We start from the raw sequence: 23,579 nt of genomic DNA, 5'->3' as shown, positions 1-23,579 counted from the left end.
TCGATATCAGCGCGTCCGTGATGCAGTTCCTTCTGGCGTTCATCGTCGTCGCCCCGCTCCTCGGCGCGGCCGCCGCGCTCCTGCCGGCCCCGCCCGGGCTCAAGGGCAGGAACCCCGACCAGGCCGTGCTCCGCCACGGGGTGACCGTCACCGGCGCCGTACTCCTCGCCGCGCTCGTCCTGGCCGCGGGCTTCGACCACGACCAACCGTCGAAGATGCAGGCCATCACGGACATCAGCTGGATTCCGGCACTCGACGTCCGCATCCACCTCGGCACCGACGGCATTTCGCTCCCCCTCCTCGTGCTGACCGCGCTACTGACCTTCCTCTGCGCGTTCTACAGCTACTTCAAGCTCCCCGCAGGCCCCTCCCCGAAGGCCTTCGTCGCTCTGGTCCTCGTCCTCGAGTCCGGCACCCTGGCGACCTTCGCCGTCCTCGACCTGCTGCTGTTCTTCCTGGCCTTCGAGATGGTCCTCATCCCGATGTACTTCCTCATCGCCCGCTGGGGCGGCGACAGGAAGCAGCCCGCCGCCTGGAAATTCATCCTCTACACGCTGCTCGGCTCCGTGATCATGCTGCTGGGGCTGCTCCTCATCGGACTGAAGAGCGGCACTTTCGACATGGTGGCACTCGCCACTGACAACGGCCGCGGCCTCACCACATCCGTGCAGGTCATCGCCGTACTGGCCGTCGGGATCGGCCTGGCCGTGAAGACCCCGATGTGGCCCCTGCACAGCTGGCTGCCCGACGCCCACACCGCGGCCCCGACCGTCGGCTCCGTGCTCCTCGCCGGCGTGCTGCTGAAGATGGGTACGTACGGGTTCGTCCGCATCCTGCTCCCCGTCACCCCGGAAGGGATGCAGACCTTCGCGCCCTATCTCGCGGCCTTCGCCGTCGTCGGGATCATCTACGGCTCACTCGCCTGCCTCGCCCTCGCCCGCCCCGGCGCCAAGGGCGACCTCAAGCGTCTGATCGCCTACTCCTCCGTGGGCCACATGGGCTTCGTCCTGCTCGGCATCGCGACCATGACCCCCACCGGTGTGAACGGCGCGCTCTTCGCCAACATCGCCCACGGGCTCATCACTGGCCTGCTGTTCTTCCTGGTCGGAGCCATCAAGGACCGCTACGGCACGGCCGACCTCGACACCCTCGCAGGCGCCACCGGAGCCGCCCTCTACGGCCGTGCGCCCCGGCTCGGCGGACTCCTCGCCTTCGCTGCCGTCGCCTCGCTCGGACTGCCCGGCCTCGCCGGATTCTGGGGCGAGATGCTCACCCTGTTCGGTGCCTTCGACCCCGCCGAGGGGCTCAGCCGCCCCGCCTTCCTCACCTACATGTCCATCGGCGCCCTCGGCACCCTGCTCACCGCCGCGTACATGCTGATCGTCGTACGGCGCGTATGCATGGGCGAGCACCGTGACCAGCCGCACCCGGTCGCCGACATCCAGCGCTACGAATTCGCCGCCTGGACCCCGCTCGCCGCCCTGACCGTCCTCGCCGGACTCTGGCCCGCCGTCCTCCTCGGCCTCACCGACCCGGCCGTGCAGAAGCTCCTCGCAGGAGGCAAGTCGTGACCGTGGCAGCCGACACCGCAACCGGGGCGGCAAGCCTCGTCCAGTCCGTCGACTGGCTCGCGATCGCACCGCCCGTCATCGCGGCGTCCGTGGCCCTGCTCGTCCTCGTCGCCGACCTCTTCGTCGGCGAACGGCACAAGCCGCTCCTCGGCTACGGAGCCGTCGCGGGGCTCGTCGCCGCGCTCGCCACGCTCGTCCCGCTGCGCGCCGGGGACCGCTCCACCTTCTGCCTCACCGGCGGGTCCCAGGCCTGCAGCTACACCGCCGACCACTTCGCGCTCGTCATCCAGGCCCTCGTGCTCGGCGGCGCCCTGCTCACCGCGCTCCTCTCGATCGTCGACACCCGCAAGCTCCCCGCGGGCGAGTTCTGGTTCCTGCTGCTGTCCTCCGCCGCGGGTGCCGCACTGCTGCCCGCGGCCAGGGACCTCGCCACGCTCGTCGTCGCCCTCGAAGTCGCCTCGCTTCCCGCGTTCGCCCTCGTCGGCATCAAGCGCGGAGACCGTCGCTCCTCCGAAGCGGCCCTCAAGTTCTTCCTCTCCTCCGTCGTCGCCACCGCCGTCATGCTCCTGGGCGTCAGCTTCGTCTACGCGACCACCGGCACCCTGCACCTCACGGAGGTCGCCGCCCGCCTCGACGACGTCCCGGACAGGTTCTCCACCCTCGCCGAGGCCGGCGTGGTCCTCACCCTCGTCGGCTTCGCCTTCAAGACGGCTGCCGCGCCGTTCCACTTCTGGGTCCCCGACACCTACGTGGGAGCTCCGCTCCCCATCGCCGCCTACCTCTCGGTCGTCGGCAAGGCGGTCGGCTTCTCCGGCCTCATCCTCGTCACGGTGATCGGCTTCCCGTCGTACGCCGACGTCTGGGGGCCCGCCCTGGCCGTCCTCGCCGCGCTCACCATGACCATCGGCAACCTCGCCGCGCTCCGGCAGACCGCCACCCGCGCCCGGAGCGCAGTACGCCTCCTCGCCTGGTCGTCCGTCGGCCAGGCCGGCTACCTCCTCGTCCCGATCGCCGCCGCCGCGTACTCCAGCGACGACCAGATCGGCTCCACCGTGGCCTACGCGCTGATGTACGCCGTGGTGAACCTCGGGGCCTTCGCGGTGGCCGCTCTCGTGGCCCGCAGCCACCCCGGCAACCGGATCAGCGACTACCGCGGCCTGTACTCCACCCGCCCCCTGGCCGCGCTCGCCATGGGTTTCTTCCTGCTCTGCCTGGCGGGCCTGCCGCCCGGCATCATCGGCCTCTTCGCCAAGGTCACGGTCTTCTCCTCGGCCGTCGACGCCGGCCTCGGCTGGCTGGCCGTCGTCATGGCCGTCAACGTGGTGATCGCGCTGTACTACTACCTTCAATGGACAGCCGCCCTCTTCCGGGCCCCCGAGACACCCCCGGGCGCCGAGCAAGCGCCCACCGCACCCGGGCACCGGGTCCCCGCCCCGCTCGCCTGGGTGATCACCCTCACCGCCGTAGCCGGAATCACACTGTCCGGCGCCCCCCAGCTCATCCTCAGGTTCGCCGCGGCCGGCCTCTTCTGACGGCTCCGACCAGCTTGCCCGTGCAGCCGCGCACAGGGCATGGTCATGCGTGCACAGGTCACGTAAAACACGCAAGAAGAACAAAGAGGAGCCAGAGCGGTGCTGAACGGGTTCAAAGACTTCATCCTGCGCGGAAACGTCATCTCCATGGCCATCGGCCTCGCAGTGGGAGCCGCCTTCACCGCCGTCGTCACCGGCTTCAGCAACGCGTTCATCGTGCCGCTGATCGGCGTCTTCACGCGCGGAACGGGTGACTTCAGCAAAGCCACCTTCACCGTCGACGGCGCGATCTTCCCCTACGGCCTCTTCATCAGCGCCGCCATCGCCTTCCTCATCACCGCCGCCGTTCTCTACTTCCTGGTCGTCGTCCCCATGGCCAAGGTCCAGAACCGCTTCACGGCCAAGGAGGAGGAGCAGAAGGCGGACATCAAGGCCGCCCTCCGCGACTGCCCGCGCTGCTACACCGAGATCCCCGCCATCGCCACCCGCTGCGCCCACTGCACCAGCGATGTCGAGCCGGACGCGGAAGCCCGAGCGCTCGCAGGGCTCCCCGCCCAGCGCTGACCCGCTGCCGCAGGCCCCGCAGACACGCCACCCGTACGGCCCAGGGGCGGATCCACCCGGATCCGCCCCTGCTGTCCACGCCCCCGGCCACCTCGCACAAGGGAACTAGCTTCCTCCGCCTCGCGTTGACCATTTCGGGAAGTTCCACTGGGGAGTGGAGCACCACGAGCAAGGGTTCCCCTGCTGCACCACTTGGAGGGCGTACCGTGCACCGCCGGCACAACGGGCTGAAAACCGCTGCACTCCTCGGGGGCCTCTCGGCCCTCATCATCGTCATCGGCAGCTTCTTCGGACGGGCCGGCCTGATCGTGGCCCTCCTCGTCGCGCTCGCCACCAACGCCTATGCGTACTGGAAGAGCGACAAGCTCGCCCTGCGCGCCATGAGGGCACGCCCGGTCAGCGAATTCGAGGCGCCGCAGCTCTACCGCATCGTCCGCGAGCTCTCGACAGCGGCACGCCAGCCCATGCCCCGGCTGTACATCTCCCCGACGCAGGCACCCAATGCCTTCGCCACCGGACGCAACCCCCGGAACGCCGCAGTGTGCTGCACCGAAGGCATCCTCCAGATCCTCGACGAGCGCGAGCTGCGCGGCGTCCTCGGCCATGAGCTGAGCCACGTCTACAACCGCGACATCCTCATCTCGTCCGTAGCGGGCGCCCTCGCCTCGGTCGTCATGTTCCTGGTCAACTTCGCGTGGCTCATCCCCGTGGGACGGTCCGACGACGACGACGGCCCCGGGCTCCTCGGAATGCTCCTGGTCATGATCCTCGGCCCGCTCGCCGCCTCCGTGATCCAGCTCGCCGTGAGCCGTTCCCGTGAGTACCAGGCAGACGCGTCCGGGGCTCAGCTCACCGGCGACCCGCTCGCCCTGGCGTCCGCCCTGCGCAAGCTCGACGCCGGGACCAAACAGCTTCCGCTCCCGCCCGAACCACGGATCGAGACCGCGAGTCACATGATGATCGCGAACCCGTTCCGGCCCGGCCAGGGCCTGTCCAAGATGTTCTCGACCCACCCGCCCATGGCTGAACGCATCGCCCGACTCGAGCAGATGGCAGGGTATCGACCGTGAAGACAATCCTGAACGTCATATGGCTGGTCCTGTGCGGACTCTGGATGTTCCTGGGCTACATAGCCGCAGGGATCCTGCTCTGCATCACGATCATCGGCATCCCCTTCGGCCTGGCCGCGTTCCGTATCGGCGTGTACGCCCTCTGGCCCTTCGGCTACACCGTCGTCGACCGGCATGACGCCGGAGGCGCCTCCCTCATCGGCAACGTCCTCTGGGTGATCCTGGCCGGCTGGTGGCTCGCGCTCGGCCACATCTTCACCGGCATCGCCCTGTGCGTCACGATCATCGGCATTCCGCTGGGCCTCGCGAACTTCAAGCTCATCCCGGTCTCGCTGATGCCCTTCGGTAAGGAGATCGTCCGTACGGACCAGCCGTTCGCCACCCGCTGAGGGCGCCCGGCAGGCAACCGCACCCGTCCCCGCAGGCGTCCTGGCTTGCAGGAACAAGTGACGGGTAGGTACGCGAACATGAGCATCATCAGTTGGATCATCCTCGGGCTGCTGGCCGGAGCCATAGCCAAGTTTCTTCTGCCGGGCCGCGACCCCGGCGGCATCATCGGCACCACCCTCATCGGCATCGTGGGCGCCTTTCTCGGCGGCTGGCTGTCGTCCCGCTTCCTCGACCGCCCGATCAGCACAGACTTCTACGACACGGCCACCTGGGTCGCGGCCATCGCCGGGTCCCTCGTCCTGCTGATCGCCTACCGGCTGCTCTTCGGCAACTCCCGCGACCGCCGCTGACCCCGCCCGCGCAGGCCCCCGGATACGGCTACGGGGCGGGCCATGCCGACCGGCACGCCCCGCCCCGCCCGCGACCCGCTGCACACGGCAGCGAACCGCCTACCGGTAGTTGGCGAACTGCACCGCGAAGTCGAGGTCCTTGCCCTTGATCAGCGCCTGCACGGCCTGCAGGTCGTCCCGGCTCTTCGAGCTGACCCGCAGCTCGTCGCCCTGGACCAGTGCCTTGACGCCCTTCGGGCCCTCATCGCGGATGATCTTCGCCACCTTCTTGGCGTTCTCCTGGGAGATGCCCTCCTCGATCGTGGCGAAGATCTTGTACTCCTTGCCGGAAAGCTGCGGCTCGCCCGCGTCCAGCGACTTCAGGGAGATCCCGCGCTTGATCAGCTTGGACTGGAAGATGTCGAGGATCGCCTTGACCCGCTCCTCGCCGTTCGCCTCCATCAGGATCTTCTCGCCGGACCAGGAGATCGACGCACCCGTGCCCTTGAAGTCGTAGCGCTGGGAGATCTCCTTGGCGGCCTGGTTGAGGGCGTTGTCGACCTCCTGCCGCTCGACCTTCGAGACGATGTCGAAACTGGAGTCGGCCATGACGTGTGGCTCCTTGCGTCGTATGCGTTGAGGTACGGCCCAAAGCCTAGCCACACCCGCGCGCCCGGTGCTGATCAATCAGGTGGCGGAGCACCCCTGAGCATCAGGTATCGTTTACGTCGTCGCCAAGGAGCCCCCACAGGGATCCAACGCGTCGTTCCAGGCGGTGTGCCCGAGTGGCCAAAGGGAGCAGACTGTAAATCTGCCGGCTCAGCCTACCCAGGTTCGAACCCTGGCGCCGCCACAGGACGGGAAACCCCGTCCGACCTGCTTAATCCGCAGGTCGGACGGGGTTTCTGCGTGTGTGCGCACCGCCCGCCTGCGGTCAGGTCCCCTCCCCGGCAGGCCGCCGCACGAGGTAGGCGCCGGCGCACGTGACCAGCACAGCCATGCTCGCGATGAAGACCAGGCCCGCGTCCTGGAGGCCGAGGTGGTCCGAGAGGACGCCCACGCCGATCACCGGCAGCGAGATGCCCGCGTACGCCACCACGAACAGCGTCGAGATGACCGCCGCCCGCCGGTCCGCGGGTGACGCCGCTGCCACTTGGGACAGGGCTGCCCGGAAGGCGAGCCCCTGGCCCCCGCCGCCGAGGAGCGCGCTCAGTACGACCAGGGGCAGCGGGTGCCACCACAGTGCGGCGGCGAGCAGGGCCAGCCCGCCGAGGAGGCCGGCGCAGCCCAGGGGCAGTGACCGCCGCTCGCCGATCCTGCCCACCAGCGACTGCCCGGCGATCGAGGCGAAGAAGGCCAGCGCGACGATCAGCCCGCTCACGGCGTGGTTCTCCACGTCCAGGAACTGGGAGAGGAACGCCGGGCTGACCGACGTGAACACCCCGAACAACGCGAACCCCACGAACGAGGCGAGCGCCGCGGGTCGGAAAACAGCCCGGACCTCGGGCGGCAGCCCGGGCCGCTGCGGGCGGACGGTGTTCAGGGGCCGCCGCTCGGTCACGGTGTCTCCCAGGCCGAACAGGAGGACCGCCGAAGCAGCCAGCAGCACCAGATGCACGACGAACGGCAGATGCAGCGGCCAGGGCGCGTACTGCGCGAGGATTCCGGCGAGCAGCGGCCCGCAGCCCAGGCCGCCCATGTTGGCGGCCGTCGCCACGAACGAGGCTCTGAGGGAACCCTTGCCGGGCGCCAGCTCCATGACGTACGCCGTGGCCGCCCCGGTGAACAGCCCCGCGGAGAGGCCCGACAGCAGCCGTCCCGCGTACAGCCCGCCGAGAGTCGTGGCGCACAGGAAACAGGTGGCGCTCGCCGCCGCGCAGCCCAGGCCCCACAGCAGCACAGGGCGCCGGCCCACCGCGTCGGAGACGTTGCCCGACAGCAGGAGTACCCCGATGACGCCGAAGGCGTACACGGCGTACACCACGGTCACCGTCAGCTCGGAGAACCCGAGCTTGTCCTGGTAGAGGCTGTAGAGGGGGGTCGGCAGGGTGGTCCCCGCCATGCACACGGCGAACACCGCCCCGCCGAGGTAACAGGGGAGCCAGCCTCGGCGGTCAAGGACACCGTCCATGTGGCCGACGCTATCCCGCGGAGGCTTCCGCATGCCTGAACGCCTCGCGCTGGGGGTCCGGCGGACACGCCGGTGCGTCAGTCAGCCGTTCCCCGTAGAACAGGACGGCGCCCGGCCTCAGTTTCCCGCGATGTCCTTCACCGCGACGGCCACCGGCTTGGACCCGCTGATCAGCTCCAGCGTCAGGCCCGCCGTCGCCGGGGTGTCCAGCAGCTCCAGCAGCACCGCCGCCACGTCGTCGCGGGGGACCGGGCCACGGCCTGTCGACGCGGCGAGCAGGATCTGGCCGGTGCCGGCGTCGTTCGTCAGCATCCCGGGGCGCAGGATCGTCCAGTCCAGACCGCTCCTCGCACATACGTTCGCGTCCGCCTCGCCCTTGGCCCGCTGATAGACGTCGAAGACCTCGTCACCCTGGTGGCCGGGGTCGGCCCCCATGGAGGACACCACGACGTAGCGCCGTACTCCCGCCTGTTCCGCCGCGTCCGCGAAGAGCACGGCCGCTCCGCGGTCCACCGTGTCCTTGCGTGCCGAGCCGCTGTTCGGGCCGGCGCCGGCCGCGAAGACTGCCGCGTCCGCCCCGCGCAGAACCTCCGCCGCCGCCTCGACGGACGCCGATTCGAGGTCGAGCACGACGGCTTCCGCCCCTGCCGCTCTCAGGTCCTCGCCCTGCTGCGGGTTGCGGATGACGCCCACCGCTTCGTCACCGCGCGCGGCGAGCAGCCGCTCGAGCCGCAGCGCGATCTGACCATGTCCACCTGCAATGACAATGCGCATGCTTCCGACCGTACGCCGCGCCGCGCGCTCGCGCTCAAGGCCCGCCGCCGGAACCGGAATCGGCGCGTCCCTGATGCGGAAGACCGAGGGTGGCCGCAGCTGCCCCGGAGTCGCGGTACTCGCGTACGGCGCTGGTCCGCGCCACCACGCGTCCGCGGTGCACCACGATCCTGCTGTACGCGAGCGAGAGCGCCCCGGCCAGCCCGTCCCCGCGCACGGCGAGCAGCTCGGCCGGGAAGCCGGCCTCGACGCGTACGCCGGGCAGGCCCAGGGCCGCTCTGGCGGCGCCGGCCACGGCGTCGTAGGCGTGCTCGGGGCTGAGGCCCTGCTGCGCGGCCAGTAGGTACGCAGCCTCCAGGGGGTCGCCGCGGCCGACCGGGTTGGACCTGTCGCGCAGGGCTCCGCTGCCCGCCGCGATCCGCACCCCGGCGGCGCGCAGCAGCCGTACGGGAGGTGTTCCGCGGAGCAGCGCGACGGAACAGCCGCCCTGGGGGAGGCAGATCACGGTCACTGCGGCGGCGGCGAGCCGGTCCGCGGCGCGGGCCGCCTCGTCGGCGGGGAGGCGCGAGAGGCCCGCGCAGGGGCTGACGCAGACGCCTGGACGGAGCCCGTCGGCCATGGCGGCCAGTTGGGTGAGGCGGGCTGGGTCGTCACCGTCCGTGTGCAGGTCGAGTGGCCTGGCATAGGTGGCGGCGAGATCCAGGACGGCCTCGGTCCAGCCGGCCGGATCGGGGTCGAGGTCAGGGCTGCCGCCGATCACCCCCGCGCCCATCTCCAGGGCGTCACGGAGCGTGGCGAGGCGGTCGGCGCCCGCGACGCCGGTGAGGAGCCGGGGCACGGCGACGGCGGACAGGTCGGTGAGCCCGCGCAGCGAACGGCGAGCCGCCAGGACGCCTTCCAGGGCGCCGAGGCCGTGTTCGCCGCCGACACGCACGTGGGCGCGCAGCGCGGTCGCCCCGTGGCTGAGCTGGAGCAGTGCGGCCTCGGTGGCGCGGCGCCGGACGTCCTCGGGCCGGTGGGGCGGCGGATCTTCCGCGGTGGCGGTGAGGGCCGTGTCGGCGTGGGCGTGGGGCTCGGCGGGGGCGGGCAGCAGGAGGTAGCCGCCGAGGTCCAGGCGGGTCCCCCGGGTGGTGAGGCTGCCCGCTGTCCCGACCGCCTCGACGCACGGGACGCCGATCCGCACGTCGACGGTGCGCCCGTCCGCGAGCCGTGCCCCGCTGAGGAGCAGTGTGGGCGCGTCGCCGGGACTTTCGGGCATCGCGCCGCTCCTGGAAGAAAGCAGGATCACACAGAATGCGACGAGCCTAGGTGTGGGCCGGCCCGCTCCGAGGAGGGGCGGATCAGTCATACGAATGCGACGCCGTGGAGCGGGCGCGGAGAGGGAGGCCGCAGGAGCCTGAGCGGTGGTCCGCCGAGAGGGCGTACGAGTTGATCAAAGGCCTGATCAGGGGGGCGGCGGCAGGGGTCGCAGTGAGGTCGGGAGGGGGGCCGGTGGGGGCGACGGAAACGGATTTGGGCGATCGGCGACAGACCGTGTAATGTCTTCCTCGCTCGCCCCAATAGCTCAGTCGGTAGAGCGTCTCCATGGTAAGGAGAAGGTCTGCGGTTCGATTCCGCATTGGGGCTCTGGTGATCGGGTAACCCCGCTTCGGCGGGGAAACTCGGCATCAAAGCGGTGTAGCTCAGTCGGTAGAGCAAGCGGCTCATAATCGCTGTGTCACCGGTTCAAGTCCGGTCACCGCTACTAACGGTAGCCGATTGTGGGGTCGGTCCTTCGATCGGCTACTCTTTTTTGCGTTCATCCGTCCATCGTCCGTCCAAGGAGCACTCACGTGGCTGCCACCGACGTCCGCCCGAAGATCACGCTGGCCTGCGTGGAGTGCAAGGAGCGGAACTACATCACCAAGAAGAACCGGCGTAACAACCCGGACCGTCTTGAGATGAAGAAGCATTGCCCGCGCTGCAACTCGCACACTGCGCACCGCGAAACGCGCTGAAAACAGGCTCGTACACGAGGCCGTCCCCGTTGGGGGCGGCCTCGTGTCGTTGTATGGGTTGTCACTCGCCCTATTCGACTTTTCATCAGGAGGTACCGGGCTCATGGCGCTCGACCAGTCCTTCGTGGGGCGGACCTATCCGCCCACCCCGGCGTACGAGGTCGGCCGGGAGAAGATCCGGGAGTTCGCGGAGGCGGTGGGTGACACCCACCCCGCCTATGTGGACCCGGAGGCCGCCAAGGCTCTGGGGCATTCGGACGTGATCGCCCCGCCCACGTTCGTCTTCTCGATCACATTCAAGGCAGCAGGCCAGGTGATCCAGGATCCGCAGCTGGGTCTGGACTACAGCCGTGTGGTGCATGGTGACCAGAAGTTCGCGTACAGGCGTCCGGTACGGGCAGGGGACAGGCTGACGGTCACCTCGACGATCGAGGCCGTCAAGTCCATGGCAGGCAACGACATCCTGGATATCCGGGGCGAAGTGCACGACGAGTCGGGCGAGCACGTCGTGACCGCGTGGACGAAGCTGGTGGCGCGTGCCGCCGAGGAGGCGTGATGACGGCGAGTGTGGAGTACGTGGCCGTCGAGGTCGGCACCGAGCTGCCGGCGCAGTCGTTCCCGGTGACCCGGGCGACGCTGGTGCAGTACGCGGGCGCCTCGGGCGACTTCAATCCGATTCACTGGAACGAGAAGTTCGCGCGTGAGGTCGGGCTGCCGGATGTGATCGCGCACGGCATGTTCACCATGGCCGAGGCGATCCGGGTGGTCACGGACTGGGTCGGTGACCCGGGTGCGGTCGTCGAGTACGGCGTGCGGTTCACCAAGCCGGTCGTCGTACCGAACGATGCCACCGGCGCGCTGGTCGAGGTCAGTGGCAAGGTGGCCGCCAAGCTCGACGACAACCTCGTGCGGGTCGACCTGACGGCGATGAGCGACGGCAAGAAGGTACTGGGCATGTCCCGCGCCGTCGTCCGACTCGCCTGAGACCGCGACCGCCCACGACAGAGCGAAGGGCGCCTCCCCGGGCCGTCCCGGGGAGGCGCCCTTCATGCCGTCCGTGGCCCCGCCCGAGCGGCGCGGCCACGGACCGTACTCTTGTCCCCGTGCAGGAACTCCACGACGCCACCCTCGCCCCCCTGACCACCTTCCGGCTCGGCGGCCCGGCCGACCGCCTCCTGACGGCCGCCACGGACGCGGAGGTGATCGCCGCCGTACGCGAAGCCGACGACAGCGGCACCCCGCTCCTGGTCATCGGCGGCGGCTCCAACCTGGTCATCGGCGACAAGGGATTCGACGGAACAGCCCTGCGCATCGCGACGAAGGGCTTCGAGCTCTCCGGCACGACGCTCGAACTGGCCGCCGGTGAGGTCTGGACCGACGCCGTGGCCCGTACGGTCGAGGCGGGGCTGGCCGGGATCGAGTGCCTCGCCGGGATCCCCGGTTCCGCCGGGGCGACCCCGATCCAGAACGTCGGTGCCTACGGGCAGGAGGTGTCCTCGGTCATCACCGAGGTCGTCGCCTACGACCGGCACACCCGGGAGACCGTCACCCTCCCGAACGAGGCCTGCGCGTTCTCGTACCGCCACAGCCGCTTCAAGGCCGAATCCGACCGCTTCGTCGTACTGCGCGTGCGGTTCGCGCTGGAGGACGCGGGTGGGCAGTCCGCGCCCCTCCGCTACCCCGAGACGGCCAGGGCCATGGGCGTAGAACAGGGTGAGCGCGTTCCCGCCGCCTCCGCCAGCGAAACCGTCCTCCGGCTTCGGGCCGGCAAGGGCATGGTGCTCGACCCGGATGACCACGACACCTGGTCGGCCGGGTCCTTCTTCACCAACCCGATTCTCGACGAGGCCGAGCACGCGGCGTTCCTCGTACGCGCCGAGGAGCGCCTGGGCGGGGACATCACGCCCCCTGCCTTCCCCGCCGGCGAAGGCCGGGTCAAGACCTCGGCCGCCTGGCTCATCGACAAGGCGGGCTTCACCAAGGGGTACGGCACGGGTCCCGCGCGTATCTCCACCAAGCACACGCTCGCCCTCACCAACCGGGGCGGCGCGACCACCGAGGACCTGCTGGCCCTGGCCCGCGAGGTCGTCGCGGGGGTCCACGCGGCCTTCGGGGTCACGCTCGTCAACGAACCGGTGACGATCGGCGTCAGCCTGTAGCCGGCCTTCCCCCGGCCTTCCGGTCCAGGGCCTCGACGCCTGTCTCCGTGCGCCTTGCAGCAGCGGCATCAGCCGGCGAGCCACGCGTCGATCCCGCCCAGCAGCTTCTCCCGCACCTCGACGGGTGCCACCGACCCCCGCACGGACTGGCGGGCCAGCTCGGCCAGTTCCTCGTCGGTGAAGCCGTGATGGCGCCGTACGAGGTCGTACTGCGCGGCCAGCCGGGAACCGAACAGCAGGGGGTCGTCCGCGCCGAGCGCCATGGGTACCCCCGCGTCGAACAGCGTGCGCAGAGGGACGTCGGTGGGCTTCTCGTAGACGCCGAGCGCCACGTTGGAAGCCGGGCAGACCTCGCAGGTCACCCCTCGCTCCGCGAGTTTGCGCAGCAGCCTCGGGTCCTCGGCCGCCCGCACCCCGTGCCCGATCCGGGCCGCGCCGAGGTCGTCCAGGCAGTCCCGGACGCTGGAGGGGCCGGAGAGCTCGCCGCCGTGCGGGGCCGCGAGCAGACCGCCCTCGCGGGCGATGGCGAAGGCGCGGTCGAAGTCGCGGGCCATCCCGCGGCGTTCGTCGTTGGAGAGCCCGAAGCCGATGACACCCTGGTCCGCGTACCGCACGGCGAGCCGGGCCAGCGTGCGGGCGTCCAGTGGATGCTTCATCCGGTTCGCCGCGATCACCACCCGGATTCCCAGCCCGGTCTCGACGGCCGCACGGTCCACGGCGTCCAGGATGATCTCGATCGCCGGGATGAGCCCGCCGAGCAGCGGGGCGTAGGAGGTCGGGTCGACCTGGATCTCCAGCCACCCGGAGCCGTCCGCGACGTCTTCCATGGCGGTCTCGCGCACGAGCCGCTGGATGTCCTCCGGCGAGCGGAGGCAGGACCGGGCGATGTCGTAGAGGCGCTGGAACCGGAACCAGCCGCGCTCGTCGGTGGCCCGTAGTTCGGGCGGCTCACCGCCAGTAAGGGCCTCGGGCAGGCGCACCCCGTACTTGTCCGCCAGTTCGAGCAGGGTCGTGGGCCGCATCGACCCGGTGAAGTGCAGGTGCAGGTGGGCCTTGGGCAACAGCCGTACGTCACGCTCCATCCATGGATCTTGCCGCATCCCAGGGGTGTCGCGTCACCCGGTTCCCGTCCTGGATTACCAATCGAACAAAAAAAGTGGCTCCCGACCGGCGCCGGGAGCCACTTACCGGAATGCGCATCCGGTCAGTCGCGGGCCTCGCCCAGCAGCTTCTGGATCCGCGAGACGCCCTCGGCCAAGTCGTCGTCGCCCAGTGCGTAGGACAGTCGCAGGTAACCCGGCGTGCCGAAGGCCTCGCCCGGCACCACGGCGACCTCGGCCTCGTCCAGGATGAGGGCCGCGAGCTCGACGGAGTCGGCCGGGCGCTTGCCGCGGATCTCCTTGCCGAGCAGGCCCTTCACCGACGGGTACGCGTAGAACGCGCCCTCGGGCTCGGGGCAGAGCACGCCGTCGATCTCGTTGAGCATGCGCACGATCGTCTTGCGGCGGCGGTCGAACGCCGTGCGCATCTCCGCGACCGCGTCCAGCGGCCCCGAGACGGCGGCCAGCGCGGCGGCCTGCGCGACGTTGTTGACGTTGGAGGTGGCGTGCGACTGCAGGTTGGTCGCGGCCTTCACGACGTCCTTCGGACCGATGATCCAGCCCACCCTCCAGCCCGTCATGGCGTAGGTCTTGGCGACGCCGTTGACCACGATGCACTTGTCACGCAGCTCGGGCACGACCGCGGGGAGCGAGGCGGCGGCCGCGCCACCGTAGATCAGGTGCTCGTAGATCTCGTCGGTCATCACCCAGAGGCCGTGCTCGACGGCCCAGCGGCCGATCGCCTCGGTCTCGGCCTCGCTGTAGACGGCACCCGTCGGGTTGGACGGGGACACGAAGAGGACGACCTTCGTGCGCTCGGTGCGCGCCGCCTCGAGCTGCTCGACCGAAACCCGGTAGCCGGTGGTCTCGTCGGCCACGACCTCGACCGGGACGCCGCCGGCGAGACGGATCGACTCGGGGTACGTGGTCCAGTACGGGGCGGGGACGATGACCTCGTCGCCCGGGTCGAGGACCGCGGCGAAGGCCTCGTAGATGGCCTGCTTGCCGCCGTTGGTCACCAGGACCTGGGAGGCGTCGATCTCGTAGCCGGAGTCGCGCAGCGTCTTCGCCACGATGGCGGCCTTGAGCTCGGGGAGCCCGCCCGCCGGGGTGTAGCGGTGGTACTTGGGGTTGCGGCACGCCTCGATCGCGGCGTCCACGATGTAATCGGGGGTCGGGAAGTCGGGCTCGCCGGCGCCGAAGCCGATCACCGGACGCCCCGCGGCCTTGAGGGCCTTGGCCTTGGCGTCGACGGCGAGGGTGGCGGACTCGGAGATCGCACCGACGCGGGCCGAAACCCGGCGCTCGGTCGGAGAAGTTGCAGCGCTCATGCCCCCATGCTCGCAGACCGGAAAAGCCCTCGGCACAGGGGTTTCAGGGACCGGACAGGACTCGGACAGCATCCGGACAGGACCGGTCGGTAGTTGTCTGTTCGACGCGACGCCGCTGAGCACGTACACTCACCTGTCGTTGGCCTTCATCAGCCGCAGCGTTTTCCCATCCGGCTCACCGGGGAGGATGCGGTAGGTTGGTGGAAACCACAAAGGGTCGTAGCTCAATTGGTAGAGCACTGGTCTCCAAAACCAGCGGTTGGGGGTTCAAGTCCCTCCGGCCCTGCTACACACTCCTTCGCCAGGATGTGTGCGCATGTACGTACTTCAATGCACCGCCGTGCGGCTCCACCGGGCGCGGCACGGCCACGACCCGGAATCAGGTGAGTAGCGTGACGGACGCCGTGGGCTCCATCGACATGCCTGATGCCGAGGACGAAGCCCCCGAGTCGAAGAAGAAGACCCGGAAGGGCGGCAAGCGCGGCAAGAAGGGCCCTCTGGGCCGTCTCGCGCTGTTCTACCGCCAGATCGTCGCCGAGCTCCGCAAGGTCGTATGGCCCACGCGCAGCCAGCTGTCGACGTACACGGCCGTGGTGATCGTGTTCGTGGTCGTCATGATCGGTCTCGTCACCGTGATTGACTTCGGATTCGCGCGGGTCATCAAGTACGTCTTCGGCTGATCCCCGCGGAGGGCGCCTCATCGGCGCCCCTTTCGCATGTTCCACCCATTTGTATCCAGGAAGAAGCAGCCATCGTGTCTGACCCGAACCTGAACGACGACGCCGAGCCCACGGCGCGCGCCGTCGAGTCCGCCGAGGACGAGCTCGACATCGTCGAGGCGTCGGATGCCGTGGCCCCGGACCAGGTCGACGCTGCTGACGCCGCCGCGGGCGAGCCCGCCGAGCAGGATGCCGTGCGTGTCGAGTCCGACGAGGACGAAGAGACCACCGAGGACGAAGAAGCCGCCGAGGACGACGAGTCCGCGGACGAGTCCGACGCCGACGACGAGTCCGCCGGGGAGGCCGAGCCGGCCGCCCCGGTCGACGCCGTCGCCGCCCTGCGTGAAGAGCTCCGCACCCTCCCCGGTGAGTGGTACGTCATCCACACGTACGCCGGCTACGAGAAGCGCGTGAAGGCGAACCTGGAGCAGCGCGCGGTCTCGCTCAACGTCGAGGAATTCGTCTACCAGGCGGAGGTCCCCGAGGAGGAGATCGTCCAGATCAAGAACGGTGAGCGGAAGAACGTCCGTCAGAACAAGCTCCCCGGATACGTCCTGGTGCGCATGGACCTGACGAACGAGTCGTGGGGTGTTGTCCGCAACACGCCCGGCGTCACCGGCTTCGTGGGCAACGCCTACGACCCGTACCCGCTGACCCTGGACGAGATCGTCAAGATGCTCGCCCCCGAGGCCGAGGAGAAGGCGGCCCGCGAGGCGGCCGAGGCCGAGGGCAAGCCGGCTCCGGCGCGCAAGGTCGAGGTCCAGGTCCTGGACTTCGAGGTGGGCGACTCGGTCACCGTCACCGACGGCCCGTTCGCGACCCTGCAGGCGACGATCAACGAGATCAACGCCGACTCGAAGAAGGTCAAGGGCCTCGTCGAGATCTTCGGTCGCGAGACCCCGGTCGAGCTCAGCTTCGACCAGATCCAGAAGAACTGACGGGCTTCCCGCCGGTCTCCGGACACATGCCTACCGAGCAGGTCAGACAGGCTTCGCAGCCGGTCTGACCTGCTCGGTTTTTGGTCGCGCAGCTATACCCGTTATCGTTGTGCGGTATGCCTCCATCCGGATGACCGGAATGGCGGCGAAACACTCTCACTAGGACCCGGAGAGAGCAATGCCTCCCAAGAAGAAGAAGATCACGGGGCTGATCAAGCTCCAGATCAACGCCGGTGCGGCCAACCCGGCGCCGCCGGTCGGTCCCGCACTGGGCCAGCACGGCGTCAACATCATGGAGTTCTGCAAGGCCTACAACGCCGCGACCGAGTCGCAGCGTGGCATGGTCGTGCCGGTGGAGATCACGGTCTACGACGACCGCTCCTTCACCTTCATCACGAAGACTCCGCCGGCCGCCAAGCTCATCCTCAAGGCCGCGGGTGTGGACAAGGGCTCCGGCGAGCCGCACAAGACCAAGGTCGCCAAGCTGACGGCCGCGCAGGTCCGCGAGATCGCCACGACCAAGCTTCCCGACCTGAACGCCAACGACCTCGACGCCGCGTCGAAGATCATCGCTGGCACCGCCCGTTCCATGGGCATCACGGTCGAAGGCTGAGTCAGCCCCGTAGCCCCACAGTGGTAGGACCAAGCGCTGGTCCGCACCACGACTCCACACTCTGAAAAACCACAGGAGTAGATGTGAAGCGCAGCAAGAACCTCCGCGCTGCGGACGCGAAGATCGACCGGGAGCGCCAGTACGCCCCGCTCGAGGCCGTCCGTATCGCCAAGGACACCGCCGCCACCAAGTTCGACAGCACCGTCGAGGTGGCCTTTGCTCTGGGTGTCGACCCGCGCAAGGCCGACCAGATGGTCCGTGGCACCGTGAACCTCCCGCACGGCACCGGCAAGACCGCCCGGGTCCTGGTCTTCGCGACCGGTGACCGTGCTGCGGCCGCGGAAGCTGCGGGCGCCGACATCGTCGGTGCCGACGAGCTCATCGACGAGGTGGCGAAGGGCCGTCTGGACTTCGACGCCGTCGTCGCCACGCCGGACCTCATGGGCAAGGTCGGCCGCCTGGGCCGCGTGCTCGGTCCGCGTGGTCTGATGCCGAACCCGAAGACCGGCACCGTCACCCCCGATGTCGTCAAGGCTGTCAACGACATCAAGGGCGGAAAGATCGAGTTCCGCGTCGACAAGCACTCGAACCTCCACTTCATCATCGGAAAGACCTCTTTCGATGACACGAAGCTGGTCGAGAACTACGGCGCTGCCCTGGAGGAGATCCTCCGTCTGAAGCCGTCCGCCGCGAAGGGTCGCTTCATCAAGAAGGCGACCATGAGCACGACGATGGGCCCCGGCATCCCGCTGGACGCCAACCGCGTGCGCAACCTCCTCGTCGAGGAGGACCCGGCCGCCGTCTGAGCCCCCGCGCTCACCCGGTAGCCGTGTCACGGCATGGGACGGGCCCCGCAGCCTCCTTCGGAGGGTGCGGGGCCCGTCCTCGTGCAAGAAGGGGTGCTCCGAGCCGGCTGAGAGCCACTTGAACCTCTCGCACCGGTCGAGGTCGGGACGGATTTGCTCCGCACGGCCCCGGTCGCGTAGTCTCACCAAGAAGCCAAAGACCGCTGGTCGTCGCCGCGCCCTCGCAGGAGGAAACGGTGACCGAAGGATCCGTCAAGAACGGACGACCTGCGCAGGTGACTGTGGAAAGCTCCCGGATTCATTCGGTCGAGCTACGCCCTGGCGCCTGCGCCGGGGCGTTTCGTCTTTCTCGGCCCCTTCTGAGCGGTCCTCATCACCCGGAAGGAGGCCGACGCTCATGGCAAGGCCCGACAAGGCTGCCGCGGTAGCCGAGCTGACGGACCAGTTCCGCAGCTCGAACGCCGCCGTGCTGACCGAGTACCGGGGTCTCACCGTGGCACAGCTCAAGGAGCTGCGCCGTTCGCTCGGTGAGAACGCCCAGTACGCCGTGGTGAAGAACACGCTGACCAAGATTGCGGCCAACGAGGCCGGGATCGACACGCTGGACGACCTGTTCTCGGGTCCGACGGCGGTTGCCTTCGTCACCGGTGACCCGGTGGTGTCGGCGAAGGGTCTTCGTGACTTCGCCAAGGACAACCCCAACCTCATCATCAAGGGCGGTGTCCTTGACGGTAAGGCGCTGTCCGCCGATGAGTTCAAGAAGCTCGCGGACCTCGAGTCCCGCGAGGTTCTGCTCGCCAAGCTGGCCGGCGCCATGAAGGGCAAGCAGACTCAGACTGCGCAGCTCTTCCAGGCTCTGCCGTCGAAGTTCGTCCGCACCGCGGAAGCGCTTCGCGCCAAGAAGGCCGAGCAGGGCGGTGCCGGTACGCCGGCTCCCGCCGACGCCGAGGTGGCGGAGTAACACTCCGCCTCCACGGCTCGCAGCGGGCCCGTACGCCCGCCTACATATACATCCGGCACCTGCCGAATTAGTGGAAGGACGCCATCATGGCGAAGCTCAGCCAGGAAGACCTGCTCGCCCAGTTCGAGGAGCTCACCCTCATCGAGCTCTCCGAGTTCGTTAAGGCGTTCGAGGAGAAGTTCGACGTCACCGCCGCTGCCGCGGTCGCCGTCGCCGGTCCCGCCGCCGGTGGCCCCGCCGCCGAGGCCGAGGCCGAGCAGGACGAGTTCGACGTCATCCTCACGGGTGCCGGCGAGAAGAAGATCCAGGTCATCAAGGTCGTGCGTGAGCTGACCTCGCTGGGCCTCAAGGAGGCCAAGGACCTCGTCGACGGCGCCCCGAAGCCCGTCCTCGAGAAGGTCGCCAAGGAGGCCGCCGAGAAGGCTGCCGAGTCCCTCAAGGGCGCCGGCGCTTCCGTCGAGGTCAAGTGACCCTGCGAGTCATCTGACTCCGTAAGGCAGTCTCTGCCGCGAGGCGGGGATGTCACATCGCAAAGGGCGATCACCCATCCGGGTGGTCGCCCTTTGGCGTGCCCCAGAACGCTGCCTTGATCTTCCCGCCCCGGCGAGTAGGGTGATCTTCGCCGTGCCTTTCCCCCGGGCGTACGGAGGGCCGTCAACACGAGTCCTCCGGGCGCAGGTGAAGATCGACGGACGTCTGCCGGGGTCCAGGGGCCTTGACGAACCGCACGTGGCGCGCAATTCTCAGGACGCGTCGTCATCTCGATCCGCATCCGAGGCATGGATCGAGAGCGAAGAGGGCAGTAAAGAAGAGCGCACACCGCGCGAGGGCTATTTATAGGTGTTGAGAACAGCTGTTGAGAGCAACGTGGGTCTCTGAGAACCGCGACTGGACATCAGTGTGGCGTTTGGCTACACTGACCCTTTGCGCTGCCTGTTAGCTGCCTCCTGCCCGTCACCAGGGGCATTCCCACGCCTAGCACCGATGACCGGACATTCCCTGACCTTGGGAGTCTTGTCTCTGTGTGCGGCTTGGGGCCGGTACGCGCGTAGTGAGTCCGAGCCCTCGGAAGGACCCCCTCTTGGCCGCCTCGCGCAACGCCTCGACCTCGAATACGAACAACGGTGCCAGCACCGCCCCGCTGCGCATCTCTTTTGCAAAGATCAAGGAGCCCCTCGAGGTTCCGAACCTCCTCGCGCTGCAGACCGAGAGCTTTGACTGGCTCCTGGGCAATGCCGCCTGGAAGGCTCGCGTCGAGGCTGCTCTGGACAGCGGACAAGACGTCCCCACCAAGTCCGGCCTGGAAGAAATCTTCGAGGAGATTTCGCCGATCGAGGACTTCTCCGGGTCGATGTCGCTCACCTTCCGCGACCACCGCTTCGAGCCACCGAAGAACTCGATCGACGAGTGCAAGGAGCGCGACTTCACGTTCGCCGCGCCGCTCTTCGTCACGGCCGAGTTCACCAACAACGAGACCGGCGAGATCAAGTCCCAGACGGTCTTCATGGGCGATTTCCCGCTCATGACCAACAAGGGCACCTTCGTCATCAACGGCACCGAGCGTGTCGTCGTGTCGCAGCTCGTGCGCTCGCCGGGTGTCTACTTCGATTCCTCCATCGACAAGACGTCCGACAAGGACATCTTCTCCGCCAAGATCATCCCGTCCCGGGGTGCGTGGCTGGAGATGGAGATTGACAAGCGCGACATGGTCGGTGTCCGCATCGACCGTAAGCGCAAGCAGTCCGTCACCGTCCTCCTGAAGGCGCTCGGCTGGACCACCGAGCAGATCCTCGAGGAGTTCGGCGAGTACGAGTCGATGCGCGCCACCCTGGAGAAGGACCACACCCAGGGCCAGGACGACGCGCTGCTCGACATCTACCGCAAGCTGCGTCCGGGCGAGCCGCCGACGCGCGAGGCTGCTCAGACGCTGCTCGAGAACCTCTACTTCAACCCGAAGCGCTACGACCTCGCGAAGGTCGGCCGCTACAAGGTGAACAAGAAGCTCGGCGCCGACGAGCCGCTCGACGCCGGTGTCCTCACCAGCGACGACATCATCGCCACCATCAAGTACCTGGTGAAGCTGCACGCCGGTGAGACCGAGACGGTCGGTGAGTCCGGTCGCTCGATCATGGTCGAGACCGACGACATCGACCACTTCGGCAACCGTCGCATCCGTAACGTCGGCGAGCTGATCCAGAACCAGGTCCGTACGGGTCTCGCCCGTATGGAGCGCGTCGTGCGCGAGCGCATGACCACTCAGGACGTCGAGGCGATCACGCCGCAGACCCTGATCAACATCCGGCCGGTCGTCGCCTCCATCAAGGAGTTCTTCGGCACCAGCCAGCTGTCCCAGTTCATGGACCAGAACAACCCGCTGTCGGGCCTGACGCACAAGCGTCGTCTCAACGCCCTCGGCCCGGGTGGTCTGTCCCGTGAGCGGGCCGGCTTCGAGGTCCGTGACGTTCACCCGTCGCACTACGGCCGCATGTGCCCGATCGAGACGCCTGAAGGCCCGAACATCGGTCTGATCGGCTCGTTGGCCTCCTACGGGCGCATCAACCCGTTCGGCTTCATCGAGACGCCGTACCGCAAGGTCGTCGAGGGCGTCGTCACCGACGACGTCGACTACCTGACGGCCGACGAAGAGGACCGCTTCGTGATCGCCCAGGCGAACGCGACGCTCTCCGAGGAGATGCGCTTCACCGAGGCCCGCGTCCTGGTCCGCCGTCGTGGCGGAGAGATCGACTACATCCCCGGTGACGACGTCGACTACATGGACGTCTCGCCGCGGCAGATGGTGTCGGTCGCCACCGCGATGATCCCGTTCCTCGAGCACGACGACGCCAACCGTGCCCTCATGGGCGCGAACATGATGCGTCAGGCCGTCCCGCTCATCAAGAGCGAGGCGCCGCTGGTCGGCACCGGCATGGAGTACCGCTGTGCCACCGACGCCGGTGACGTGCTCAAGGCCGAGAAGGCGGGTGTGGTCCAGGAGGTCTCCGCGGACTACATCACCGTCACGAACGACGACGGCACGTACACCACGTACCGCATCTCGAAGTTCTCGCGCTCGAACCAGGGCACCTCGGTGAACCAGAAGGTCGTCGTCTCCGAGGGCGACCGGGTCATCGAGAGCCAGGTCCTCGCCGACGGGCCGGCCACCGAGAACGGTGAGATGGCGCTCGGCAAGAACCTGCTCGTGGCGTTCATGCCGTGGGAGGGTCACAACTACGAGGACGCGATCATCCTGTCGCAGCGCCTCGTGCAGGACGACGTCCTCTCCTCGATCCACATCGAGGAGCACGAGGTCGACGCCCGTGACACCAAGCTCGGCCCGGAGGAGATCACCCGGGACATCCCGAACGTCTCCGAGGAGGTCCTCGCCGACCTCGACGAGCGCGGCATCATCCGTATCGGTGCCGAGGTCGTCGCCGGCGACATCCTCGTCGGCAAGGTCACGCCCAAGGGCGAGACCGAGCTGACCCCGGAGGAGCGTCTGCTCCGTGCGATCTTCGGTGAGAAGGCGCGCGAGGTGCGCGACACCTCGCTGAAGGTCCCGCACGGCGAGATCGGCAAGGTCATCGGCGTCCGCGTCTTCGACCGCGAAGAGGGCGACGAGCTGCCGCCGGGCGTGAACCAGCTGGTCCGCGTCTACGTCGCGCAGAAGCGCAAGATCACCGATGGTGACAAGCTCGCCGGCCGTCACGGCAACAAGGGCGTCATCTCCAAGATCCTCCCGATCGAGGACATGCCGTTCCTTGAGGACGGCACCCCGGTCGACATCATCCTCAACCCGCTGGGTGTCCCGTCCCGAATGAACCCGGGACAGGTGCTGGAGATCCACCTCGGCTGGCTCGCCAGCCGCGGCTGGGACGTCTCCGGACTCGGTGACGAGTGGGCCCAGCGCCTGCAGGCCATCGGCGCCGACCAGGTCGCCCCCGGCACCAATGTCGCCACGCCCGTATTCGACGGCGCCCGCGAGGACGAGATCACCGGCCTCTTCCAGGCCACGATCCCGAACCGCGACGGCGACCGGCTGGTCCAGCCCTCGGGCAAGGCCAACCTGTTCGACGGCCGCTCCGGAGAGCCGTTCCCGGACCCGGTCTCGATCGGGTACATGTACATCCTCAAGCTGCACCACCTGGTCGACGACAAGCTCCATGCGCGTTCGACCGGCCCGTACTCCATGATCACGCAGCAGCCGCTGGGTGGTAAGGCACAGTTCGGTGGTCAGCGATTCGGTGAGATGGAGGTGTGGGCCCTTGAGGCTTACGGCGCCGCATACGCCCTCCAGGAACTCCTGACGATCAAGTCCGACGACGTCACCGGCCGCGTGAAGGTCTACGAGGCGATCGTCAAGGGCGAGAACATCCCCGAGCCCGGCATTCCCGAGTCCTTCAAGGTGCTTATCAAGGAGATGCAGTCGCTCTGCCTCAACGTGGAGGTGCTGTCCTCGGACGGCATGTCCATCGAGATGCGCGACACGGACGAGGACGTCTTCCGCGCGGCGGAGGAGCTCGGTATCGACCTGTCCCGGCGCGAGCCGAGCAGCGTCGAAGAGGTCTGACGGGTTGCCCGGCCGGATCCTCGTGAT

At 68.5% G+C, this 23,579-nt stretch carries 23 protein-coding genes and 4 tRNA genes; 21 read left to right on the top strand and 6 right to left on the bottom strand.

Annotated features, from left to right (window positions below; all coding sequences use genetic code 11):
• The first annotated feature begins 20 nt into the window (after positions 1-20).
• From ACWD04_RS08075 to ACWD04_RS08050, 6 genes are all read left to right on the top strand, one after another.
• A complete protein-coding gene (locus tag ACWD04_RS08075; RefSeq protein ID WP_451129977.1) occupies positions 21-1,571 on the top strand; it encodes a complex I subunit 4 family protein in 1,551 nt (516 codons plus the stop codon).
• The gene (locus tag ACWD04_RS08070; protein WP_451129327.1) at positions 1,568-3,103 is read left to right on the top strand and encodes an NADH-quinone oxidoreductase subunit N; all 1,536 of its coding nucleotides are present in this window, start codon (positions 1,568-1,570) and stop codon (positions 3,101-3,103) included. Before ACWD04_RS08075 ends, ACWD04_RS08070 begins: the two co-directional genes overlap by 4 nt.
• A 99-nt stretch (positions 3,104-3,202) precedes the next feature.
• Complete coding sequence (gene mscL / locus ACWD04_RS08065; RefSeq protein WP_451129325.1) at positions 3,203-3,667, top strand: large conductance mechanosensitive channel protein MscL; 465 nt, start codon at positions 3,203-3,205, stop codon at positions 3,665-3,667.
• A 206-nt stretch (positions 3,668-3,873) separates the two neighbouring features.
• The gene (gene htpX, locus ACWD04_RS08060; protein ID WP_451129323.1) at positions 3,874-4,737 is read left to right on the top strand and encodes a zinc metalloprotease HtpX; all 864 of its coding nucleotides are present in this window, start codon (positions 3,874-3,876) and stop codon (positions 4,735-4,737) included.
• Positions 4,734-5,126: a YccF domain-containing protein gene (locus tag ACWD04_RS08055; protein ID WP_451129321.1), complete on the top strand. Its 393-nt coding sequence runs from the start codon at positions 4,734-4,736 to the stop codon at positions 5,124-5,126. Before htpX ends, ACWD04_RS08055 begins: the two co-directional genes overlap by 4 nt.
• A 78-nt stretch (positions 5,127-5,204) precedes the next feature.
• Positions 5,205-5,477: a GlsB/YeaQ/YmgE family stress response membrane protein gene (locus tag ACWD04_RS08050; RefSeq protein WP_053930260.1), complete on the top strand. Its 273-nt coding sequence runs from the start codon at positions 5,205-5,207 to the stop codon at positions 5,475-5,477.
• A gap of 99 nt (positions 5,478-5,576) precedes the next feature.
• On the opposite strand, the gene ACWD04_RS08045 is transcribed toward ACWD04_RS08050, so the two are convergent.
• A complete protein-coding gene (locus ACWD04_RS08045) occupies positions 5,577-6,065 on the bottom strand; it encodes a YajQ family cyclic di-GMP-binding protein (RefSeq protein WP_329040019.1) in 489 nt (162 codons plus the stop codon).
• A gap of 162 nt (positions 6,066-6,227) precedes the next feature.
• Between ACWD04_RS08045 and ACWD04_RS08040 the strand changes: the two genes are divergently transcribed.
• Positions 6,228-6,309 (top strand) — tRNA-Tyr (locus ACWD04_RS08040).
• An 81-nt stretch (positions 6,310-6,390) separates the two neighbouring features.
• Here the strand turns inward: ACWD04_RS08040 and ACWD04_RS08035 are convergent.
• The 3 genes from ACWD04_RS08035 to ACWD04_RS08025 form a co-directional block, all read right to left on the bottom strand.
• Complete coding sequence (locus ACWD04_RS08035) at positions 6,391-7,587, bottom strand: MFS transporter (protein ID WP_451129318.1); 1,197 nt, start codon at positions 7,585-7,587, stop codon at positions 6,391-6,393.
• 117 nt (positions 7,588-7,704) lie between these two features.
• Positions 7,705-8,361 carry an SDR family oxidoreductase gene (locus tag ACWD04_RS08030; RefSeq protein ID WP_451129316.1) on the bottom strand — a complete coding sequence of 219 codons (657 nt, stop codon included), beginning with the start codon at positions 8,359-8,361 and terminating at the stop codon, positions 7,705-7,707.
• Positions 8,362-8,395: 34 nt separating this feature from the next.
• Complete coding sequence (locus ACWD04_RS08025; protein ID WP_451129314.1) at positions 8,396-9,619, bottom strand: hydrolase; 1,224 nt, start codon at positions 9,617-9,619, stop codon at positions 8,396-8,398.
• Positions 9,620-9,914: 295 nt separating this feature from the next.
• Between ACWD04_RS08025 and ACWD04_RS08020 the strand changes: the two genes are divergently transcribed.
• The 6 genes from ACWD04_RS08020 (at position 9,915) to ACWD04_RS07995 (ending at position 12,517) form a co-directional block, all read left to right on the top strand.
• Positions 9,915-9,987 (top strand) — tRNA-Thr (locus ACWD04_RS08020).
• Between the two features lie 45 nt (positions 9,988-10,032).
• Positions 10,033-10,105, top strand: a tRNA-Met gene (locus tag ACWD04_RS08015).
• An 88-nt stretch (positions 10,106-10,193) separates the two neighbouring features.
• Positions 10,194-10,358: a 50S ribosomal protein L33 gene (gene rpmG / locus ACWD04_RS08010; RefSeq protein ID WP_003956487.1), complete on the top strand. Its 165-nt coding sequence runs from the start codon at positions 10,194-10,196 to the stop codon at positions 10,356-10,358.
• A 103-nt stretch (positions 10,359-10,461) separates the two neighbouring features.
• Positions 10,462-10,914 carry an FAS1-like dehydratase domain-containing protein gene (locus tag ACWD04_RS08005; protein ID WP_451129312.1) on the top strand — a complete coding sequence of 151 codons (453 nt, stop codon included), beginning with the start codon at positions 10,462-10,464 and terminating at the stop codon, positions 10,912-10,914.
• Positions 10,914-11,342, top strand: a complete 429-nt coding sequence (locus tag ACWD04_RS08000) for a MaoC family dehydratase (protein WP_451129310.1) — start codon at positions 10,914-10,916, stop codon at positions 11,340-11,342. The genes ACWD04_RS08005 and ACWD04_RS08000 overlap by 1 nt, the downstream gene beginning before the upstream one ends.
• On the top strand, positions 11,339-12,517 hold the full coding sequence (locus ACWD04_RS07995) for a UDP-N-acetylmuramate dehydrogenase (protein ID WP_451129975.1): 1,179 nt from the start codon (positions 11,339-11,341) through the stop codon (positions 12,515-12,517). The genes ACWD04_RS08000 and ACWD04_RS07995 overlap by 4 nt, the downstream gene beginning before the upstream one ends.
• Positions 12,518-12,585: 68 nt before the next feature.
• On the opposite strand, the gene ACWD04_RS07990 is transcribed toward ACWD04_RS07995, so the two are convergent.
• Together ACWD04_RS07990 and ACWD04_RS07985 are read right to left on the bottom strand one after the other, a co-directional pair.
• Positions 12,586-13,599 carry an adenosine deaminase gene (locus tag ACWD04_RS07990; RefSeq protein WP_451129308.1) on the bottom strand — a complete coding sequence of 338 codons (1,014 nt, stop codon included), beginning with the start codon at positions 13,597-13,599 and terminating at the stop codon, positions 12,586-12,588.
• Between the two features lie 122 nt (positions 13,600-13,721).
• Positions 13,722-14,948, bottom strand: a complete 1,227-nt coding sequence (locus ACWD04_RS07985) for a pyridoxal phosphate-dependent aminotransferase (protein WP_451129306.1) — start codon at positions 14,946-14,948, stop codon at positions 13,722-13,724.
• A 213-nt stretch (positions 14,949-15,161) separates the two neighbouring features.
• On the opposite strand from ACWD04_RS07985, the gene ACWD04_RS07980 reads away from it, so the two are divergent.
• From ACWD04_RS07980 to rpoB, 8 genes are all read left to right on the top strand, one after another.
• A tRNA-Trp gene (locus ACWD04_RS07980) sits at positions 15,162-15,234 on the top strand.
• A gap of 106 nt (positions 15,235-15,340) precedes the next feature.
• Positions 15,341-15,628, top strand: a complete 288-nt coding sequence (gene secE, locus ACWD04_RS07975) for a preprotein translocase subunit SecE (protein ID WP_031096325.1) — start codon at positions 15,341-15,343, stop codon at positions 15,626-15,628.
• A gap of 74 nt (positions 15,629-15,702) precedes the next feature.
• Positions 15,703-16,605, top strand: coding sequence for a transcription termination/antitermination protein NusG (gene nusG, locus ACWD04_RS07970; RefSeq protein WP_451129303.1), 903 nt, complete (start codon positions 15,703-15,705; stop codon positions 16,603-16,605).
• Positions 16,606-16,783: 178 nt separating this feature from the next.
• Positions 16,784-17,218 (top strand): 50S ribosomal protein L11, encoded by a 435-nt coding sequence (rplK, locus tag ACWD04_RS07965; RefSeq protein WP_073740413.1) that lies wholly within the window; start codon positions 16,784-16,786, stop codon positions 17,216-17,218.
• An 83-nt stretch (positions 17,219-17,301) separates the two neighbouring features.
• Positions 17,302-18,024, top strand: a complete 723-nt coding sequence (gene rplA, locus ACWD04_RS07960) for a 50S ribosomal protein L1 (protein ID WP_451129301.1) — start codon at positions 17,302-17,304, stop codon at positions 18,022-18,024.
• 397 nt (positions 18,025-18,421) lie between these two features.
• Positions 18,422-18,985 (top strand): 50S ribosomal protein L10, encoded by a 564-nt coding sequence (gene rplJ / locus ACWD04_RS07955; protein WP_451129299.1) that lies wholly within the window; start codon positions 18,422-18,424, stop codon positions 18,983-18,985.
• 86 nt (positions 18,986-19,071) lie between these two features.
• Positions 19,072-19,455 carry a 50S ribosomal protein L7/L12 gene (gene rplL / locus ACWD04_RS07950; protein WP_103517760.1) on the top strand — a complete coding sequence of 128 codons (384 nt, stop codon included), beginning with the start codon at positions 19,072-19,074 and terminating at the stop codon, positions 19,453-19,455.
• 611 nt (positions 19,456-20,066) lie between these two features.
• Positions 20,067-23,552, top strand: coding sequence for a DNA-directed RNA polymerase subunit beta (gene rpoB, locus ACWD04_RS07945; RefSeq protein WP_451129296.1), 3,486 nt, complete (start codon positions 20,067-20,069; stop codon positions 23,550-23,552).
• The last annotated feature ends 27 nt before the right edge of the window (positions 23,553-23,579 follow it).

Source organism: Streptomyces sp. NPDC002911, assembly GCF_053591835.1.
The sequence above is the reverse complement of the archived record's forward strand: the minus strand, read 5'-3'. Positions and strand labels throughout refer to the sequence as shown.

Bases quoted from the DNA above. Each gene is read 5' to 3' on its own strand.
- ACWD04_RS08025 (WP_451129314.1), bottom strand. From the start codon at position 9,619: ATGCCCGAAAGTCCCGGCGACGCGCCCACACTGCTCCTCAGCGGGGCA.
- ACWD04_RS08000 (WP_451129310.1), top strand. From the start codon at position 10,914: ATGACGGCGAGTGTGGAGTACGTGGCCGTCGAGGTCGGCACCGAGCTG.
- ACWD04_RS08005 (WP_451129312.1), top strand. From the start codon at position 10,462: ATGGCGCTCGACCAGTCCTTCGTGGGGCGGACCTATCCGCCCACCCCG.
- ACWD04_RS07990 (WP_451129308.1), bottom strand. From the start codon at position 13,599: ATGGAGCGTGACGTACGGCTGTTGCCCAAGGCCCACCTGCACCTGCAC.
- rplL (WP_103517760.1), top strand. From the start codon at position 19,072: ATGGCGAAGCTCAGCCAGGAAGACCTGCTCGCCCAGTTCGAGGAGCTC.
- ACWD04_RS07985 (WP_451129306.1), bottom strand. From the start codon at position 14,948: ATGAGCGCTGCAACTTCTCCGACCGAGCGCCGGGTTTCGGCCCGCGTC.
- ACWD04_RS08035 (WP_451129318.1), bottom strand. From the start codon at position 7,587: ATGGACGGTGTCCTTGACCGCCGAGGCTGGCTCCCCTGTTACCTCGGC.
- rplK (WP_073740413.1), top strand. From the start codon at position 16,784: ATGCCTCCCAAGAAGAAGAAGATCACGGGGCTGATCAAGCTCCAGATC.
- ACWD04_RS08050 (WP_053930260.1), top strand. From the start codon at position 5,205: ATGAGCATCATCAGTTGGATCATCCTCGGGCTGCTGGCCGGAGCCATA.
- rplJ (WP_451129299.1), top strand. From the start codon at position 18,422: ATGGCAAGGCCCGACAAGGCTGCCGCGGTAGCCGAGCTGACGGACCAG.
- ACWD04_RS08045 (WP_329040019.1), bottom strand. From the start codon at position 6,065: ATGGCCGACTCCAGTTTCGACATCGTCTCGAAGGTCGAGCGGCAGGAG.
- ACWD04_RS08075 (WP_451129977.1), top strand. From the start codon at position 21: ATGCAGTTCCTTCTGGCGTTCATCGTCGTCGCCCCGCTCCTCGGCGCG.
- ACWD04_RS08030 (WP_451129316.1), bottom strand. From the start codon at position 8,361: ATGCGCATTGTCATTGCAGGTGGACATGGTCAGATCGCGCTGCGGCTC.